The sequence below is a fragment of the Nocardia pneumoniae NBRC 100136 genome (assembly GCF_000308755.1).
Lineage (GTDB): Bacteria > Actinomycetota > Actinomycetes > Mycobacteriales > Mycobacteriaceae > Nocardia > Nocardia pneumoniae.
The window spans coordinates 14801-33241 of sequence record NZ_BAGF01000144.1 but is presented as its reverse complement, the minus strand read 5'-3'; the positions used below and the strand labels follow the sequence as shown (position 1 = coordinate 33241).

The window sequence follows — 18441 nt, the reverse complement described above, 5'->3', positions numbered from 1 at the left end:
CGCTGATCCTTTTTTCGAAGTCACAGATTCGGCGGAATTGTATTCCGCGCATTATTCCGTGTCACCGAGTCGGTTCCGGCCGTCCGGCGCGTATCGATGTTCAACTGCGAACTTCTCCGGTTGAACGGCCCGCCTTCCCCGCAGAACGCCGATCGGGCCTGGTGTCCACATGTCCAAGATGTGCAGATCTTGACGGTTACCTACGTGACGCCCGATTCTTTCGAACGGCAGCCGCGGCATCGTCGCCAATGCTGTATGCGGCGCACTCACCGATGACGCTGAATGCCGCCGGACAACGGAGAATTCGACGTCAGGGAGGCCTGAATTGCCCCGGACGAAAAGCGCTTCGCCGACCGCAGCGGACGGACGGAGACAGAGAATCGACACAAGGTCCCGCAATTCCGCATGGAAAAAGCCGCCGCGCCGAATAGAATCCGCGGAATGCATAACGTGTGACAGCTGTGTGCGCAGCTGCCCCGCGGAGTTCGGCGCCATCCTCGATCGTGGCCTGCAAGTGGTGATCGTGCCCGAATTGTGCTCCGGATGCCCCAAATGCATCGCCGTGTGCCCGGTCGACTGCATCTATGTCGACGAAGATTATGAACCCACCTCCGACGACATGTGGAACCTCGTCGTCTCGAACGATGACGTGATGCGATGAGCGGCGCGGCCGAGCGGGATCGCGGCTCCCGGCGAGCCGAGCTGGCCAGGGCGCGCCAGAGCCGTCGTCCCAGCCGACTGGATCGGCAAGCTGGGGCAACCACGACACCGGACCGGGTCCTCGATCCGGCGGCCGGATTTCCCGGACTGCTCGCCCGGGTGTGGAAGGAAGCCGCATCGGCCGCTGATGTCGAGACAGCCGTCACCATTCTGCTGACCCTCGCCGGCCACGTTCCTGCGGATGTGCAGCTTCGTGCCCTGCGCCCGACCGAGCGCTCGGCGCTGGCCGTGCTGCGCGGTCTATCCCGGAAGACCGATGAAACGCATGGTACCCCAACAACTTTCGAAATCACTGCGGATCCCGCGTTCGTCGGGGAGCTGGGCCTGACGGTGACCGGCAGGCTGGCCGTTGGTGTACCTGGCGCGTGCCCGCTGGCCGAGCAGAACGATCTCGTCGGTGGTGTACTCCGCATACCGTGGACGGCGACGGAGGTCGCGGCCTACCAGGAACTGCTGCGCAGCGGAACCGCCGAATACCTGACATCGATCATCGACTGCCGCACTTGGCTCGAGACGATCGGCCGACAAGGCCGCAACGACATCCTCGACGAGGTGACCGACGCCGCACGGCGCACCGCTCCCTTCGTTCTGTACCAGGACGCCAAGCTCTACACCAACTTCCGTGAGCGCAACAACCTCACCGGGAAGACGTTGTTTCCCGGGCATCCCGACTGCGTCTTGAGCGCGTTGCGCGATGCCCCGCTGGCGGAGTGGTCGGCCAACGACGCGCTTCTGGTCGTGTGCCTGAACTTGTTGATTCGTTCCGGCAGCTACGCCCGGATCGAGGAAGCCAATGGCACCCAGCTGACCCTGCAGCACGTTTCCGAACTCCTGGACCGAACCCGGCGCACCTACAACAGTGCCTCCCCGGGTGACCCGATCCCGGCTGCGGAAGACAACCGAGTCGCGACCTTGCAGGCGCTGGCCGACCGTCTGCGCGCCCGCCGCGGTGAACTCGCCGGTTCGGTACAGCTCTACCGCGAGATCTACGGCCCACTGATGCACAAGATCGAACGCATCGCGGGGCCGGTCGATACCCCCGCACGCGAGCGTGAAGCCGACCTGTGCACCCGGCTGCGCGAACGGCTGCCTTTGTCGGGAACCACGGTGGAGGATCTGTCCGCTCACCTGCACGACAACCCATCCTGGCTGATCGAACCGCACGAAGAATTCGGCACCGGCCTCGAAGCTTTGATCTACGAAACCGTCGTCGCCGCGCGGGACTGTTTCGACGCCGACTTCGCGATGAGCCGCGGCCTGCGCTCGCTGAGTCGCCTCATCTCCGCGCTCCGCGCCGAGGACTGGGCGACAATCGTGGGCTGGGAGCTGCCGGAGTACTTCTGCTGCGTGGTCCCCGACCCGCATGCCCGTCGCTTCTTCGGTGACACCGCCGCGCGACTCGCGGACATCGCCTGGTCGATGTCCGCGCGGATGCAGTACAACTCGTGGCACTTCCTGGCCGGCAACCTGCCCAAGGTTCCGGTGGTGATCAATCGCGACTACTTCGTCCCCCCGACGATCCCCGACATCGCCTACTTCTCCGACCAGCACCACCACGGGCACGTCGCCGCACGCGTGCGGTTCAGCATCAGAAGCCCGCAACCGGTGAACATCGACGGCAAGCGCTTCGGCGGTTTCATCGATCTGCGGCTCCTGCGGTGCGAGAGCAATCCGTTCACCGAGCAAGATCTGCTCGCCGCGCACCGTACGTCATCCTTCATCGCGGCCGCGACCAGCGAGGCGGCCCGGCTCGCAGTCGATCACGACGTCACCGTCACGGCCTTCGACCCGTCGTGGCACTGGGCCACCATCACCGCCGCCGCGGCACCGAAAGGATGAGCATGTCCCACCCTCTTCCCACACCGGTCGAGCTCCTCACCCCCACTGGCCCCGCGGCGGCTCGCCTGGCCGGACTGTGCAATCTGCCCGCGGAGCACCAACCTCCGTGGCACCGCTCGACCGAACTCGACCAGGCCCGCGCCTACCTCGCACACTGCCCGCCACTGGTGCACGGCGCCGATATCGGCAGGCTTCGCGACGAACTCGCACTCGCCGAGGCCGGGCAGGCCTATGTGCTGCACATCGGGGAATGCGCGGAAACCTTCGACATGGCGGCCACCGATCACGTCGTGCGCAGGCTGCGCCTGTACACGAGTTTGGCCGACCGGCTTGCCGACCGGACCGGTTCGAAGGTGGTCCTGGTCGCGCGTATGGCGGGTCAGTATGCGAAGCCGCGCACCCAGGCGATCGAACGCACCTCTGACGGTACGGAAGTCCTCACCTATCGCGGCGACGCCGTCAACAGCCTCGCACCCGTAGCCGCCACCCGCCGCCCAGACCCGCAGCGGCTCGTGGCGGCATACCACCACTCCCGAGATACCCTCGTCGACCTCGAAATTTCCCGCTCCGCGAGGGATCGCTCGCTGTTCGTCTCGCACGAAGCGCTGCTGCGCGACTACGAGGAACCACTGACCCGGGGCGGGGACACGCCCTACGCCGCGAGTGGGCACCTGCTCTGGATCGGCGATCGCACGCGCCGCCTGTGGAATTGGCACGTCCAGTGGGCGGCGGCGATCAGCAATCCGATCGCGGTGAAAATTGGGCCGAGCGCCACCGGATACGACGTCTTCGATCTCGCCCGCACTCTCGACCCGCGGCACGAACCGGGACGGCTCAGCCTGATCACCCGGCTCGGCGCCGACGCCGCGGAACGACGGCTGGCGCCGCTGCTGCGCATCGTCACCGAGACCCGCGCGCCGGTGCTGTGGCAGTGCGACCCGATGCACGGCAACACACGGGTCTCGACAGGCGGCAAAGTACGCCTGCTCGGCGACATTCGCTCGGAGATCACCGCCTTTGTGCGGGTTCTGCGCGGCGCGGGCTGCCACCCCGGTGGCCTGCACCTGGAGGTGACCCCGGACGAGGTCACCGAATGTCGTGAAGCTCTGTCCAGCGCGAGCGACGACAGCCAACGGCCGCCATGCGATCCGCGTCTGAACCCGGATCAAGCCGCTGCCATCGTCGATCACTTCGCCGACGCCGTCACCGCCTGATCCGCTCGACCGAAAGGGAATGTCCGTGACATCCACAACGGGCCAACGCTATTTCGAACGCACCATCCCGCTCTCGGTCGACCCGTTGACCGCCATGACCAGCCTCGCGGCGGCCGAATTGCACGGCGACTACGTCATTTACGAGCAGCCGAACCAGTGGTGCTATGCCGGCGGCGCGCTTGCCGAGATCAGCCTGGACCATACCGGTGCGCACCTGTCCGACAGCGCGGGCCGAATCTCGATGCCATGGCAGGGACCGCCGTTGCGACACATCCGCGAGCTCCTCGGACGAATCGCACTGCCGGATTGGCGCGCATACGGGTGGACGGCATTCGAGCTGGCCTACGCCAAGGACGGCAACCGCGACCGCATCGGGTCACAACGACTCGCGCATCTGGTGGTGCCGCACACCGAAGTACGGCTCGACGGCAACGTCGCCTTGGTCCGCTCCGCCGATCAGGCGGGCCTCGACGAGGTACTTTCCCGGCTCCGGGCCCGGCCGAACCGCTCCGATGCCGCGTCCAGCCCGATCGATGTTCGCCACGACGCGACCGGATACCGGCAGGCCGTCGCCGAGGCGGTCGGCGACATCCACGCCGAGCGACTCCAGAAGGTGATACTGTCGCGCACTTTCGCGGTTCCCACCGAGATCGACTTCATCGCCACCTACCAGCGCGGACGCCGAGCCAACAACCCGGCCAGGTCATTTCTGCTGCGGCTGGGCGGCATCGAAGCGACCGGCTTCAGCCCGGAAGTGGTCGTCTCCGTGGATACCGACGGCCGCGTCATCAGCCAACCATTGGCCGGGACCCGCGCGCTGACCGAGGACCCAACCCAGAATCGCCGTTTGCGAGCAGAGCTGCTGTCGAATTCGAAAGAAATCTACGAGCACGCGATTTCGGTCAAGATCGCCCACGACGAACTGTCGCCCGTCTGCGACCCCGACACATTGGTGGTGGAGGAATTCATGGCGGTGCGCGAGCGCGGCACCGTCCAGCACCTGGCCTCCCGCGTCGCGGGCCATCTTGCCGAGGGCAGGCACGCATGGGACGCCTTCGCCGCCGTCTTCCCGGCCGTCACCGCATCCGGAGTGCCCAAAGACGCGGCCTACACCGCTATTCGCACCCACGAAACCAGCCCGCGTGGCCTCTACAGCGGTGCCGTACTCACCGTCGACGCCAACGGCGCCATGGACGCCGCGCTCGTCCTGCGCGCGGTGTACCGCCAGCAGGGCCGAACCTGGCTGCAGGCGGGCGCGGGCATCGTCGGGCAGTCCCGGCCCGACCGCGAATTCGAGGAGACCTGCGAAAAGCTCGACAGCGTCGCCCGTTTCCTCGTACCCACCGCCGCATACGCCAGCGCCGGATGACCAGGAGAACCGATCATGCTCGATGGATGCACGCCTTGGCCGCCCGATGTCGCGGTGCGATACCGCGACCACGGTCATTGGAGCGGTGAGACGCTGGCCCAGTTGCCCCATCAGTGGGCGGCACGGCATCGAAACCGTATCGCGCTCGTACACAACGAAACCCGGACGACCTACGTGGAACTCGATCGGCGCGTGCAACGCACAGCGGCCGGGTTCGCCGCCTACGGCCTGGCGGCCGGCGATCGGGTCGTGGTCCAACTCGCCAACACCCCGGAGTTCGTCGTGGTGGTGTTCGCGCTGATCAGCCTCGATGTCAAGCCGGTCTTCGCGCTGCCCGCCCACCGCGCGGCCGAGATTCGACACCTGCTCGCGATGACCGACGCGCGCGGTTATGTGGTCCCCGACCACAGCCATGGATTCGACCATGCCGCCCTCGCGGCGACACTCGCCGGCGAGTTCCCGGCCATGCAGGTGTTCGTGCACGGCAAAGACGTCCCCGACGACGCCATCGGACTCGCCGAGGTCGACGCCGACCCCATCGCGTTACCGGCTCCCGACCCGTCGGACGCCGCGTTCTTCCTCCTCTCCGGCGGCACCACCGCACTACCCAAGCTGATCCCCCGCACACACGACGACTACGCCTATCAAACCCGCGCCGCCGCGGCGGTAACCGGCTTGACCCGCGACGACGTCTACCTCGCCGCGCTCCCCGCCGCGTTCAACTTCACCTGGGGCTGCCCCGGCATCATCGGCACCCTTCGGGTCGGCGGCACGGTCGTCCTCGTCGAAGATCCGATCCCCGCAGAGTGTTTCGAACTGATCGAACGCGAGAGGGTCACGGTGACCGCCCTGGTCCCGGCGCTGATGCAGCTATGGCTGGACACCGTCGCCGACAACCACCACGATCTGACCAGCCTTCGCATCATCCAGGTCGGCGGAGCACCCTTGCAGTACGACATCGCCGCGCGGATCGGACCAGCGTTCGGCTGCCGGTTGCAGCAAGTGTTCGGCATGGCCGAGGGCCTGATCACCATGACCCGGGAAACCGACGCGCTCGAGACCGTGCTCACCACCCAGGGACGTCCCCTGTCACCCGACGACGAACTTCGCCTCGTCGACGACCGCGGCGTCGCGGTGCAACCAGGGGCGACCGGCGAGTTGCTCACCCGCGGGCCGTATACCCTTCGCGGCTACTACCGAGCAGACGAGCACAATGCCGTCGCTTTCACACCGGATGGCTTCTATCGCACCGGCGATCTCGCCCGGCTGACCCCGACCGGCGAGCTCATCGTCCAGGGCCGCCGCAAGGACGTGATCATTCGCGGCGGCAACAAGGTATCCGCCGCGGAGGTAGAGGGTTACCTGCTGGCCCACCCCAGCATCGATCGCGCCGCCGTGATCCCGATACCCGACCCCTACCTGGGCGAACGGATCTGCGCGTATGTGTGCGCGGCAGACCCCGTGCCCACGCTTCGAGAGATCCGCAAAGTCCTGCAGGAGCGTGGCATCGCCGACTACAAGCTGCCGGACCGGTTGGAAATCGTGCCCGACCTCCCGCTCACCGGACTGGGCAAGGTCGACAAAAAAGCTCTCATCGCCGCAGCAGCGGCGCAGGACTGACCGCACCGACAGGGAGGACGAGAACAACCATGCCGCTGAGACCCCCTGGCGAACCGCCCACCCTGGCCCAGGTGCGCGCCACCGTGGCCGACATCCTCCGGATCGACCCCGCCGATCTCGCCGACGACGCCGATCTGCTCGATATGGGCCTCGATTCCCTCGGCATGATGCGGATCCTCAACCTCTGGCGCCGCGTCGGAATCCGTATCGCCGTCGAGGACCTCACCGCCGAACCCACGCTGGTGGCGTGGGCCCGGCTGACCAGCACCCCCTCGACCACCCACTGAACCTTCTCGCGACAGGACGACCATGTCACCCAACACAGAAACAAAGACCGACTACGACGCCATCGTGATCGGCGGCGGACCCTCCGGCTCCTCCTATGCGATCACCATGTCGCAGGCCGGGCATTCCGTCCTGGTCCTGGAACGCGACTCGTTCCCACGGTTCCACATCGGCGAGTCCTTCCTGCCCTACACCGCCGACATGCTCGAACTGCTGGGTGTGCTGGACAAGATGCCGGGTCACGGGTTCCCGATCAAAAAGGGCCTCGACCTCATCCTCCCGGACGGCAACCGCCTGGTCGACTTGGACGTCACCGGCGACGAGGGCTACCGGACCTGGACCTATCAAGTCGAACGTGCGCTGTTCGACAAGATCCTGCTCGACGCCGCCGCCGAGTCGCCCGGCGTCACGGTCCTGCAGGAAACCCCGGTCAAAGAACTGATGTTCGACGGCGACCGCATCGTCGGCGTGCGCTTCGAGCGCGACGGCCTGATGGACAGCGCCACCGCGAAATACGTCATCGACGCCAGCGGGCGAGCCGGCGTCATCACCCGTCAGCTCGGGCTGCGCAAGACCGACAATCAGCTGAAGATGGCCGCGGTCTTCAAGCACTTCGAAGGCTTGGACGAGCGGTACAATCCCACGCGCGAAGGAGACACCCAGATCGGCGTCCACGCCGACGGATGGATGTGGGCCATCCCCATCCGCGACGACATCATCAGCGTCGGAGCCATGGCGCCGGTCGACAGGCTGCAGGCGTCGACGCCGGAAAAGATCTTCGCCCTCGGCCTGGAACGGCTGCCCCGCATCGCGCAACGGCTCACCGGCACCAGGGTATGGCACGACATTCGCGGCGAGCGCAACTTCGAGTACCACTCCGACACCCTCGCCGGTCCTGGTTATTTCGTCGTCGGCGACTCCGGATGCTTCACCGATCCGATCTTCTCCGCAGGCGTGTACTTGGCGCTGGCGACCGGCCGCGAGGCGGCCAAGGAGACCCACAAGTGCCTCGCCGGCGAAACCTCCGAAGTCGAGGCACAGCGTCACTACGAAACGTTCTTCAAGACCGGTTACGAGACCTACTACCGGTTGATCCGCGCCGTCTACGACACCCGCGTCGGAACCATGGGCACCTACATCAGAAAGCTGCTCACCGCCGAAGGGCTCGGCGAGAAGGACCGAGTGCTGACCCTCAACGGCGACTTCTGGACCGACTCCAACCGCTTCGTGCTGCGCCTGCGCGAACACCAGGAGTACGCGCTGTTCTCCCCGTTCGAGCTGAATATCGGCTGCCCGGTGTACGGCAAGGACGGCCCGCCGCTGCGCGTGCCGACCGCCTGACCGCGCAATTCCACGACCGGAAGAACAGGTGCCGTGCCGACGACGACAACCCACCCGATACCCGGGCTGACCAGTTCGGTGGAGATCCTCATCGACCGCTGGGGCATCCCCCATATCTACGCCCAGTCGATCGATGATCTCTATTTCGCCCAGGGCTACAACGCGGCACGGGACCGCCTGTTCCAGCTCGACCTCTGGCGTCGCCGCGGGCTCGGGCAGCTGTCGGAAGCACTCGGTCCGGAACACGTGGCCCGCGACCGAGCCGCACGGCTGCTGCTCTACCGCGGCGACATGGACGCGGAATGGCGTGCCTACGGATCGGCGACCCAGGCGGCGGTGACCCGGTTCGTCGCCGGAATCAACGCCTATCTCGACTGGCTCACAGAGAATCCGGCAGATCTGCCACCGGAATTCGCGCGCGCCGGCTACCTCCCTGCTCGGTGGGCTCCCGAGGACCTGGTGCGTCCACGCACACACGCACCGGTTTTCAACCTGCTCTCGCAAGTGCATCGCTCGCTCGTCGCCGCGGCGGCAGGAGCGGACTCGGATCTGGTCCGCCGGCACCTGATCGGGGGACACCGCACCGCCGTACCGGACGGACTGAATCCGAATATTCCACCGGAAGTGCTCGCCCCCTATCTGCTCGCGACCGGGCAACCGCCACTGCCTGTTCCGGCAGACGCGGTCGAGGGCAGCAACTGCTGGGCACTGGCCGCGGAACGCACCGTCACTGGGCGGCCCCTGCTGGCCAGCGACCCGCACCGCGGCTACACCGCTCCTTCACTGCGTTACATCGCGCATTTGTCCGCGCCAGGTCTCGACGTGATCGGCGCCGGCGAGCCGCACATGCCGGGTATCGCGCTGGGCCACAACGGAACCGCCGCTTTCGGCTTCACGGTATGTCCCATCGATACCGAAGACCTCGTCGTGGTCGACCTGGGCGCCGAGCAACTGGAAACGGTGACCGAGACGATCGCGGTCAAGGCCGCCGAACCGGTCACTGTCGAGCTGCAATTCAGCCGACACGGCCCCGTGCTGCACGCCGACCGGCACCGCCGACTGGCCTACGCTCTGCGTTCCACCTGGTTCGAACCCGGCACCGCACCGTATTTCGGCAGTCTCGACTACTTGACCGCGACGTCATGGCCGGAATTCGACAAAGCCCTGGAGAATTGGCGCGCCCCCGGTGAAAACCACGTCTACGCGGATATCCACGGGACAATCGCCACGCGAACTGCCGGACTGGTCCCCAAACGCATCGGCTACGACGGGCTGCTCCCGATTCCAGCGCACTCGCGATATCGCTGGGACGGTTTCTTCGGACCAGCGGACTTCGCCCGAACCGTCTGCCCCGCAGGCGGATTCATCGCCAGCGCAAATGAATTCAATGTGCCGGAGGGTTTGCCCCTCCCGGCCTACGAGTGGCCGGCTCACGACCGGTACGCCCGCATCGTCCAGGTGCTCGGACGTCCATCCCCGCACGCGCAGGCCGACAGCCGCGCCCTGCAGAACGATCTGCTCTCGGTCACCGCCAGAGAGGTCGTGCAATGCCTGCGTGCCTGTGCCACGCCGAAGAACGAGCACGCCGCCGCCGCACTCGAGCTGCTGCGTACCTGGGATGCCGTACTGGACGTCGACTCTGCCGCGGCGGCGCTGTTCGAAACGTGGTGGACGCGTCACCTCGGACCCGCGGTCGTTCGTTCCGTCGCACCGCCCGCCGCGGTGCCGCTCATCCCGCACCCCGACCCCGCCGCCGTACACCACTGGTTACGCAACCCGCCCAGCGACCAGGCACGCGACCAACTCCTGCACCACACACTCCAGGACGCCTACACACACCTGCAGCAGACCCTGGGCCATGACCAGCGGCAATGGAGCTGGGGTGCGCTGCACCGGAATACCCAGCCACACCCCCTCGGCGATCTCGACGCCTCATGGAACATCGGACCGACACCGATCGGCGGCTCCGGCTCGACGGTAGCCGCCGCGATGTACCACCCCGCGGACTTCTCGCCATTCCTCGGAGCCTCGTTCCGGATGATCATCGATGTCGGCGCCTGGGACAATTCGATCTGCGTGAACACCCCAGGTCAATCCGGTGACCCGAGCAGCCCGCACTACCGCGATCTGCACGATCTCTGGCGACGCGGCGACTACGTACCGATGCTGTACAGCCGCGCCGAGATCGAAAACCACACCGAGCAGCGTCTGCGGCTGGAGCCGCTCGCATGAATCCACGATTCACCACCCCCGAAATGACCGAGCTCTGGTCGGACCAGCACCGCTACGACACATGGGTGCACGTCGAGGTTCTGGTAGCGACCGCACAGGCTGAGCTGGGTCTGCTACCCGACAGCGCCCTCGGCGACATTCGCGCCGCACCGGCACCGGCGGCATCCCGGGTCACCGAACTACAGCGCGACCGCGATCACGAGGTGCTCTCGTTCCTCGCCGCCTACTGCGAGTCCATGCCCCCCGAATCCGCACGCTGGGTGCATCTGGGGATGACCAGCTACGACCTCGTCGACACCGCACTCGGATACACCCTCGCCCGAGCCACAGACCTGCTGCTCGCCGCTGCCCGCCGGCTCCGCCGGGTGCTGGTCGACCGAGCTCTCGAGCACTGGAACACCGCCTGCATCGGCCGGACGCACGGCGTCCACGCCGAGCCCACCACCTTCGGCCACAAACTCGCCGCGTTCGCCTTCGCGATAGACCGATCCCTGCGCCGGTTGACCGCGGCGCGCGGCGCCGTCGCCGTCGGCACCATCTCCGGCGCCGTCGGAACGTACGCCCTCATCGACCCGTTCGTCGAGCAATACGTCTGCGAGGCACTGGGCTTGGCGGTCGAGCCGGTGCCGACCCAGGTCGTCGCCCGCGATCGGCACGCCGAACTCGCGCTCGCCCTCGCCGCCCTCGCCGCCTGTGTCGAAGCGATCGCTCTGGAGTTCCGGCTGCTGCAACGCACAGAAGTCCGGGAGGTCGAGGAGCGGCGCGCCCCGGCGTATCAAGGCTCGAGCGCCATGCCGCACAAACGCAATCCGACCTCCTGCGAGCGGCTGTGCGGACTGGCTCGGCTGCTGCGTGGCCAACTCGGCCCCATGCTGGAAAATGTCGCGTTATGGCACGAGCGCGATCTCGCCCATGCCACCGTGGAGCGCGTCGCCCTGCCGGAGATGCTGTCGCTGGCCCACCACCAGCTGAATCTCGCCACCGACGTCGTATCGACTCTGGCAGTCTTCCCGGAGCGGATGCGCGCGGGGCTCGAGCACACCGGTGGACTGATATACAGCTCCATCGCCCTCGCGGACCTGCTCGAACAAGGCGTCGAGCGGGAGCACGCCTATCGCCTGGTCCAGTCGGCCGCGGATCGAGCGGCTTGCGCCGACATGCCGTTCCAGGACGTATTGACCGAGAAGGGCGTTGAGCTCGGCGCGCTCGAACCGGCTCGTTTCCTCACCAATCACCACGTGGTCCTGAGTCGATTGCAGGTCCTCGCCGAAGCGGAAGGATGATCCCACATGACAGAAACCGCTGCTCCTCCGCAGAGGTGGACCGAACCGACGACGCTGTCCGGCTCCTACGTCCGATTGGAGCCGCTGGCCGCCGCCCACGCCGAAGAGTTGCTCGCGATCGCCGACGACGAAGTCTTCGAGCACCTGTCCAGTACCTGCCCGCGCAGCCTCGATGACGCGCGCCGCATGGTCGAGGGCATGACCGACGGCACCGTGCGCGGCGGCAGGGTCTGCTTCGCCCAGATCGATGTCCGGGCCGGCGCGAATCTGTTCGCGGGAACCACCTCCTACTACGACATCCATCCCGAAAGTCGTTCCCTCGCCATCGGCTACACATGGCTGGGACGCGACTGGTGGCGCACCGGCCTGAACACCGAAGCGAAACTCCTTCTCCTGACTCACGCCTTCGAGGAACTCGGCGCGGTCCGGGTGTACTGGCACACCGACATCCGCAACACCCGCTCCCAGCAGGCCATCGCGGGACTCGGCGCCGAACGCGAGGGCGTCCTGCGCAAGCACAAGCGGCGCCCCGACGGCAGCTGGCGCGACACCGTGCAATTCGCGATGACCGACGACGATTGGCCCGCCGTGCGCGAAACGCTCGGAAAAAGGCTGTACTCATGACCGCACGCCACCCCAGATTCGCCATCGTCGGCGTCGGTCCTCGTGGACTGACCGTCTTCGAACGGCTGTGCGCGAATCTGCGAAAGACCGTCCCGGGAACCGTAGTCGAAGTCGTACTGATCGACGCGGTCGACGTGGCGACAGGCGCGGTGTGGCGCACCGACCAGCCGGGCCGGCTTCTGATGAATACCGTCGCGTCCCAGATCACGGTATTCACCGACGAAACGGTCGTGATGGCGGGTCCGGTCCAGGTCGGGCCCAGCTTGTACGAATGGGCCCGCTACCTGCGTGTCACCGGCGAAGCGCACGACCTCCCCACGGCCGCTCTAGCCGAGGCGACGCGGCTCACCCCCAACTCCTACCCCACCCGCGCGCTCTTCGGGCACTACCTGCGCTGGGCCTACCACCACATCCGGCGGATCTCGCAAGATTTCCTCGACGTCACCGAACTCATCGGCACAGCAGTCGATTTGAGCGACGAGCAAGGACGTCAATCGATACGGCTGGACAATGGCCAGCAGATCCGCGACCTCGACGCCGTCGTGCTGACCCAGGGGCACCTCCCCGCGCGAGAGGACGAATCGAGTCGACGACTGCACGCGAAGGCCATGGCCACAGGGCTACGCCGAGTCCCACCGGGTAATGCGGCCGATACCGATCTGGACAGCCTGAAGCCCCAGCAGCCGGTACTGATACGTGGCCTCGGCCTGACATTCTTCGACTACTTGCCACTGCTGACGGAAGGACGCGGCGGGCGATTCGTCGACGACCGAGGCATCGTCGAATATCGCCCTTCGGGACAGGAGCCGCTGATCTACGCGGGATCACGCCGCGGCGTGCCCTTCCACGCTCGTGGCGAAAACCAGAAAGGCGTCTCCGCACGGCACGATCCGATCCTGCTCACCACACCGAAGATCTTCGAGCTGCGCGACCGCGCCGCATCCAAGGGCGACCTCGACTTCCGCCGCGACGTGTGGCCGCTCATCGCCAAGGAAGTCGAGATCACCTACTACTCAACGCTGCTCGATCAGCGCATAAGTTCACATGATCTGCGAATATTCCGGTCCGAATACGCCGCCGCGCCATGGAACAGCACGTCCGTGACTGCTTTGCTGGACAGGCACGCGGTGCCACCCGAGCGGCGTTGGAACTGGACTCAGGTGACCGATCCGGCACGAGGGCTGATGTTTCCGGACTCGGACTCCTTCCAACGGTGGCTGCTCCACTACTTGGACACCGACGTCCGCAACGCCCGGCTCGGCAATGTGCGCGGCCCGGTGAAGGCCGCACTGGACGTGCTGCGCGATCTACGCAACGAGATTCGGCTCGTCGTCGACCACCAAGGGATCACGGGCAGCTCCTACTGTCGCGACCTCGACCGGTGGTACACCCCGCTGAACGCCTACCTCTCGATCGGCCCGCCCGCACGGCGTATCGGCGAGATGGCGGCGGTGATGCGGGCGGGATTACTGCGCGTGATCGGTCCCGACATGCGGGTGACGCTGGAGGGCAACCGATTCACCGCGATGTCGCCCAGCATCGGTGACTCACGAGTCTCGGCGCGCTATCTGATCGAAGCCCGGCTGCCCGAACCAGATATCCGACGAACCACCGATCCCTTGATGAACCGCCTCCTCGCCAAAGGGGCCGTGCGATGCTATGCACTCCCCAATCCCGACGGAAGCCGCTACCGCACCGGCGGGCTCGAGGTCGGCATCGACCACCGGTTGATCGACCGGGGCGGCCGCCCGCACCCGCATCGGTTCGCGCTGGGCGTGCCGACAGAGAAGGTCCGTTGGGTCACAGCGGCCGGACCGCGGCCCGGGGTGAACTCGGTGACCTTGGCGGACGCCGACGAGGTCGCACGCGCCATGCTGCGGCTCGCCGCGATCCGCCTCGAGCCGGTCCCCTGTGTCGGATGCCCGCACTGACCCCACCGAGCCGGGGCCCCGAAGCTCTCACGAAAAACAATCTTGGAGAACCACTGTGCGCGACACCGGACTGCTGAACCCGGTTCGAGCCGGGCTGGGCATGACCGTCCTGGTCGATGACGATGCCTGGATCGAAGCCATGCTCGATGTCGAAATCGCCCTCGCCCGAACGCAATCCCGCCTCGGCATCATTCCAGAATCGGCAGCCGACGACATCGCGCGAGCGGCCCGCTCACACCGCTTCGATACGGAGGATCTGGCCGTCGCGTCTCGTGGCGCGGCCAACCCGGTGGTTCCCCTGGTCGTCGAACTCACCCGTGCCGTCACCGAGATCGACGCGAAAAGTGCGAATTACGTACATCGTGGCGCCACCAGTCAGGACATCCTCGACACCGCCGCCATGCTGGTCGCCTCCCGCGCCCTCGCGGCGATCGTCAGCAACCTCGAACGCATCGCGACGGCCCTGGCCCGGCTGGCTCGGCGACATCGCGAGACCCCGATCGCCGCGCGGACCCTCGGCATGCACGCCGTCCCGACCACCTTCGGCGCGAAAGCCGCCGGATGGCTCAACGCCGTACTGGACGCTCACCAGCGACTGGCGCCGCTGGCCCGCGGCGGCCTGCCGATCCAACTCGGCGGCGCGGCGGGCACACTGGCGGCTTACCTCGAATGCGCCCGGGAATCCACGACCACGGCTGGCGACAAGCCGCGGCGCGAGCTCGCCGAGCGCTTGACGACCGAGCTCGCAGCACAACTTTCCTTGGCGCCGACTCTTGTGCCGTGGCACACCAACCGCACTCCGATCATCGATGTAGCAGGTGCGCTGGCGGTCACCTCGGGAGCTTTGGGAAAAATGGCGATCGACGTCATGGACTTGTCCCGAACCGAGCTTGCCGAGGTCCGGGAACCGGCCGCGGAAGGCCGGGGTGAGTCGTCGGCAATGCCGCAGAAGCGAAATCCCGCCCTCAGCACGCTGATCCGCACCTCAGCACTGCAAGTGCCCGCTCTGATCTCTACGCTGCATCTGGCGATGCTCGCCGAACACGAACGACCGGCAGGCGCCTGGCACAGCGAATGGCAACCGCTGCGCGAATGTCTCCTGCTGGTCGGCGGGGCGACGGCGACGGCCGTCGAACTGGCCGAGGGCCTGGTCGTCGACGGCGCTCGGATGCTGGAGAACCTGAATCTCACCAACGGCCAGATCGTCAGCGAGCGGCTATCGGCGGTCTTGACCCCGCTGCTCGGCAAGACGATGGCGAAGAAGACGTTGCAGGCCGCTTCCTTCCGGGCCGAGCAAACCCGGCGTCCGTTGGCGGAGGTGCTCGCCGCGGACGCCGGAATCCGCGCCAGACTCAGCGCGGCCGACATCGCGGAGCTGCTCACACCCGCCAACTACCTCGGCGCCGCACCCGACATCGTCGACTTCGTCCTGGCGCGGTGCGCCGAGAACGGAATCGACCCGGGACGCCGCGCTCGCGATCGAGACGGGTCGTCATTGACTTAGACAGTTTGTACTGATAAACCTGGGGTTGCCCCTCCTCGCCCACCGGAAGGACAACCCATGACCGCGATCCCTCCGCATCTGCACCACGCGCACCCTTCCGACGGCCGCCATCCGCGGGGCGCCGACGGATGGAACGCGATGTACTCCGACGGGCCGGAGTGGGACCTCGACCGCCCGCAACCCGCGATGCTGTACCTCCTCGATCGCGGCGGCATCCGGGGCCGAGTGCTGGACGTCGGCTGCGGAACCGGCGAGCACGTCCTGATGTGCGCTGAGCGCGGACTGGCGGCGACCGGCATCGACATTTCCTCCACGGCCCTCGATACCGCGAAGCGCAAAGCCGCCCGTCGTAACGTCACCGCGACATTCCGCTTACACGATGCCACCGAGCTGGCCGAGCTGAACGAACAGTTCGACACCGTGCTCGACTGCGGCCTGTTCGTCCATATCGTCGACGAACCCGAGGTCCGCACAGCCTTCATCGACGGGCTGCGTGCGGTGCTCGTGCCCGGCGGACGCTACGCAATGGTCTGCTTCCGCGGCGAAGGCGGCCACCACCGCTCATTCACGCGGGCGGAGATCGAGTCGCTTTTCGCCGACGGGTGGCAGGTGGAGGAGTTCGAACCGATAACGATCGAAGGAATCGGCCGAAGTGAGGGCATTCCAGCCTGGCTGGTCACGATGACGCGGCAGTAAGGCCACCATGAATCCGGACCCAGGAAAGGCGACGGCAATGCTCACCGCAGAGGCTTGCATACCGACCGACCGGGCCAGTCGATATCTCGTTCAGTTCTGCCGACATGCCGCCGCGATCGGCGGCGGAGCCCCGCACGGCCGCCCCGGCGGGCCGGCCCGGCCCGACGTCCGCGTGCGCGCCGAGTGGTCCAGTACCGATGGCACGGTGACCTTCGAACCTTGGGGCCATTGCACGCTGACTGCCGACGGACAGATGCTCCGCGTGCGTGCGGAAGCCGCCGATGCCGGGAGACTGCGGCAGATCCAAGGCATCGTCACGGGCAATCTCGACAGATTCAGCCACCGGGAGCCGTTGCGCGTGGACTGGACCCCTACCGAGGTTTCCGACGAACCGATCGCCGAATACTCCACCGAAAGCCCGCACACCGGCGCGTCGCGCCGCTGGTCGATGCCTAGTTGGCGCACCCTTGCGTTCGGGCTCTTCGCGTTCCTCGCGATCGTCACGCACCTCGTGGTGGGCGGCAGTCTGATGGCCAACCTGCTGTGGACCGGTGTCATCGGGGCCGTGATCCTGCTCGGCCTCAAAATCACGCTCCTGGTGCTCGCTGGACGTGGCTTGCACCGGCGGATCACCGCACGCGTACACGGTCCCGGTCACTGACTCTCATTACGGCACGCCCCGCCGCACGTCACACGGCGGGGCGCAATCCGTCGAGAATCACCGCGACAAGCCTGTCGACAGCGGCCGAGCCCGGCAGGGAGCCCGCCGCGGAGAGCGCGTGCAGGCTGTAGGCGGCCAATTCGGCACACGATACGTCGGCGCGAATCTCCCCGGCCCGTGCCGCGTCCTCGATCAGATCGCACATCAGCGCGTGCAGCTGCCCTTGCGCGGCCTCGACCTCCGCGTCGGCGCGGTGCAACAGAATCGCCAGCTCGCTGCCGTGCGGCTGATGCCGATGATGCTGGGCACGTTGCCACTGATGGTGCGCGTATGCGCCGAAGACCGCTCGCAACCGTTGCGACGGGTCGACTGCGTGGTCTCGAATGTCTGCCAGGTAAGCGACGTGCCGGGTGATCTGACGATGGTGCCAAGCCGTCACGATCGACTCGACATCGGCGAAATACTTGTACAGCGTGGCTCGCCCGATCCCGGTTCGTTCCGCGATCTCCGACATGGTCACCGACGTCGAACCGCGCTCGTTCATCAAGCCCCAGGTGGTGTCGAGAATCGCCTCACGGACCTCGCGGCGATGAGCCTCGATGGTGTCGTTCCATAGCTTGGGCATAGCGAAGATTATACGAAGCGACACGCCACTGACGGAATGTATTGACATAGACACTCTGTCTATAAAAGACTGATCGCGAACCTTGAGAACAGCATTCGATCAGGAGACGAACATGAGTGATCAACCCTCGCGATCGGTTCGAAACCGCGCAGGCGGCGGTATCCCGCGCTGGGTGATCATCACCGGCATCGTCGTCGCGGTAGTGGCGATCCTGGCGGTGGTGATGATGCTCGCGATCGGTGGAAGCGGTGGCCACGGGCCCGGTAGGCACGGCGGTGGCGGGAACCCGCCCGCGGGTGTGCACCACACCTCGCCGCCGCCCGGCGTGCACCCATCCGGCTCTGTCGTACCGGGTGCGTCGCAGCAGAACATCGCTCCGCCGACGAATGGTTCCGGGCAGACCGGCGCCGCTACCCCGCCGCCCGGTCATGTCCCGCCGCCCGGTGCGCACGGCTGACCATCCACCCGACATCGCCGAAAAGCTCTGGGAGAAAACA

General features: G+C 66.6%; 16 protein-coding genes. 15 read left to right on the top strand and 1 reads right to left on the bottom strand.

The window, feature by feature from the left end; genetic code table 11:
• Positions 1-325: 325 nt before the first annotated feature.
• From ON34_RS38660 to ON34_RS33895, 14 genes are all read left to right on the top strand, one after another.
• Positions 326-661 carry a 4Fe-4S dicluster domain-containing protein gene (locus ON34_RS38660; protein WP_040785659.1) on the top strand — a complete coding sequence of 112 codons (336 nt, stop codon included), beginning with the start codon at positions 326-328 and terminating at the stop codon, positions 659-661.
• Positions 658-2559, top strand: a complete 1902-nt coding sequence (locus tag ON34_RS29155) for a hypothetical protein (protein ID WP_040785656.1) — start codon at positions 658-660, stop codon at positions 2557-2559. Before ON34_RS38660 ends, ON34_RS29155 begins: the two co-directional genes overlap by 4 nt.
• A gap of 2 nt (positions 2560-2561) precedes the next feature.
• Positions 2562-3773 carry a 3-deoxy-7-phosphoheptulonate synthase gene (locus ON34_RS29150; RefSeq protein WP_040785686.1) on the top strand — a complete coding sequence of 404 codons (1212 nt, stop codon included), beginning with the start codon at positions 2562-2564 and terminating at the stop codon, positions 3771-3773.
• Positions 3774-3798: 25 nt separating this feature from the next.
• Positions 3799-5142 carry a salicylate synthase gene (locus tag ON34_RS29145; protein WP_083889872.1) on the top strand — a complete coding sequence of 448 codons (1344 nt, stop codon included), beginning with the start codon at positions 3799-3801 and terminating at the stop codon, positions 5140-5142.
• Between the two features lie 15 nt (positions 5143-5157).
• Positions 5158-6762 carry a (2,3-dihydroxybenzoyl)adenylate synthase gene (locus ON34_RS29140; protein ID WP_063821757.1) on the top strand — a complete coding sequence of 535 codons (1605 nt, stop codon included), beginning with the start codon at positions 5158-5160 and terminating at the stop codon, positions 6760-6762.
• A gap of 29 nt (positions 6763-6791) precedes the next feature.
• A complete protein-coding gene (locus ON34_RS29135; RefSeq protein WP_040785649.1) occupies positions 6792-7049 on the top strand; it encodes a phosphopantetheine-binding protein in 258 nt (85 codons plus the stop codon).
• A gap of 22 nt (positions 7050-7071) precedes the next feature.
• Positions 7072-8388, top strand: a complete 1317-nt coding sequence (locus tag ON34_RS29130; RefSeq protein ID WP_040785646.1) for an NAD(P)/FAD-dependent oxidoreductase — start codon at positions 7072-7074, stop codon at positions 8386-8388.
• Positions 8389-8421: 33 nt separating this feature from the next.
• Positions 8422-10620, top strand: a complete 2199-nt coding sequence (locus tag ON34_RS29125) for a penicillin acylase family protein (protein ID WP_040785643.1) — start codon at positions 8422-8424, stop codon at positions 10618-10620.
• Positions 10617-11903: an adenylosuccinate lyase gene (purB, locus tag ON34_RS29120; protein WP_083889867.1), complete on the top strand. Its 1287-nt coding sequence runs from the start codon at positions 10617-10619 to the stop codon at positions 11901-11903. Before ON34_RS29125 ends, purB begins: the two co-directional genes overlap by 4 nt.
• A 6-nt stretch (positions 11904-11909) precedes the next feature.
• Positions 11910-12527, top strand: a complete 618-nt coding sequence (locus tag ON34_RS29115; protein ID WP_040785640.1) for a GNAT family N-acetyltransferase — start codon at positions 11910-11912, stop codon at positions 12525-12527.
• The gene (locus ON34_RS29110; protein ID WP_040785637.1) at positions 12524-14458 is read left to right on the top strand and encodes an FAD/NAD(P)-binding protein; all 1935 of its coding nucleotides are present in this window, start codon (positions 12524-12526) and stop codon (positions 14456-14458) included. The genes ON34_RS29115 and ON34_RS29110 overlap by 4 nt, the downstream gene beginning before the upstream one ends.
• A 100-nt stretch (positions 14459-14558) precedes the next feature.
• On the top strand, positions 14559-15962 hold the full coding sequence (locus tag ON34_RS29105; RefSeq protein WP_083889871.1) for a class-II fumarase/aspartase family protein: 1404 nt from the start codon (positions 14559-14561) through the stop codon (positions 15960-15962).
• 57 nt (positions 15963-16019) lie between these two features.
• Complete coding sequence (locus tag ON34_RS29100; protein ID WP_040785634.1) at positions 16020-16658, top strand: class I SAM-dependent methyltransferase; 639 nt, start codon at positions 16020-16022, stop codon at positions 16656-16658.
• Between the two features lie 7 nt (positions 16659-16665).
• On the top strand, positions 16666-17319 hold the full coding sequence (locus tag ON34_RS33895) for a DUF2218 domain-containing protein (RefSeq protein ID WP_306303662.1): 654 nt from the start codon (positions 16666-16668) through the stop codon (positions 17317-17319).
• A gap of 28 nt (positions 17320-17347) precedes the next feature.
• On the opposite strand, the gene ON34_RS29090 is transcribed toward ON34_RS33895, so the two are convergent.
• The gene (locus tag ON34_RS29090; protein WP_040785631.1) at positions 17348-17944 is read right to left on the bottom strand and encodes a TetR/AcrR family transcriptional regulator; all 597 of its coding nucleotides are present in this window, start codon (positions 17942-17944) and stop codon (positions 17348-17350) included.
• Between the two features lie 112 nt (positions 17945-18056).
• Here ON34_RS29090 and ON34_RS29085 point away from each other — a divergent pair, with 112 nt between their 5' ends.
• Positions 18057-18401 (top strand): hypothetical protein, encoded by a 345-nt coding sequence (locus ON34_RS29085; protein WP_157172470.1) that lies wholly within the window; start codon positions 18057-18059, stop codon positions 18399-18401.
• Positions 18402-18441: the final 40 nt, after the last annotated feature.

Excerpts from the sequence above, each read along its gene's own strand:
- ON34_RS29110 (WP_040785637.1), top strand. The coding sequence starts at position 12,524 with ATGACCGCACGCCACCCCAGATTCGCCATCGTCGGCGTCGGTCCTCGT.
- ON34_RS33895 (WP_306303662.1), top strand. The coding sequence starts at position 16,666 with ATGAATCCGGACCCAGGAAAGGCGACGGCAATGCTCACCGCAGAGGCT.
- ON34_RS29090 (WP_040785631.1), bottom strand. The coding sequence starts at position 17,944 with ATGCCCAAGCTATGGAACGACACCATCGAGGCTCATCGCCGCGAGGTC.
- ON34_RS29140 (WP_063821757.1), top strand. The coding sequence starts at position 5,158 with ATGCTCGATGGATGCACGCCTTGGCCGCCCGATGTCGCGGTGCGATAC.
- purB (WP_083889867.1), top strand. The coding sequence starts at position 10,617 with ATGAATCCACGATTCACCACCCCCGAAATGACCGAGCTCTGGTCGGAC.
- ON34_RS29100 (WP_040785634.1), top strand. The coding sequence starts at position 16,020 with ATGACCGCGATCCCTCCGCATCTGCACCACGCGCACCCTTCCGACGGC.
- ON34_RS29135 (WP_040785649.1), top strand. The coding sequence starts at position 6,792 with ATGCCGCTGAGACCCCCTGGCGAACCGCCCACCCTGGCCCAGGTGCGC.
- ON34_RS29105 (WP_083889871.1), top strand. The coding sequence starts at position 14,559 with ATGACCGTCCTGGTCGATGACGATGCCTGGATCGAAGCCATGCTCGAT.
- ON34_RS29150 (WP_040785686.1), top strand. The coding sequence starts at position 2,562 with ATGTCCCACCCTCTTCCCACACCGGTCGAGCTCCTCACCCCCACTGGC.
- ON34_RS29115 (WP_040785640.1), top strand. The coding sequence starts at position 11,910 with ATGACAGAAACCGCTGCTCCTCCGCAGAGGTGGACCGAACCGACGACG.
- ON34_RS29130 (WP_040785646.1), top strand. The coding sequence starts at position 7,072 with ATGTCACCCAACACAGAAACAAAGACCGACTACGACGCCATCGTGATC.
- ON34_RS29085 (WP_157172470.1), top strand. The coding sequence starts at position 18,057 with ATGAGTGATCAACCCTCGCGATCGGTTCGAAACCGCGCAGGCGGCGGT.
- ON34_RS29155 (WP_040785656.1), top strand. The coding sequence starts at position 658 with ATGAGCGGCGCGGCCGAGCGGGATCGCGGCTCCCGGCGAGCCGAGCTG.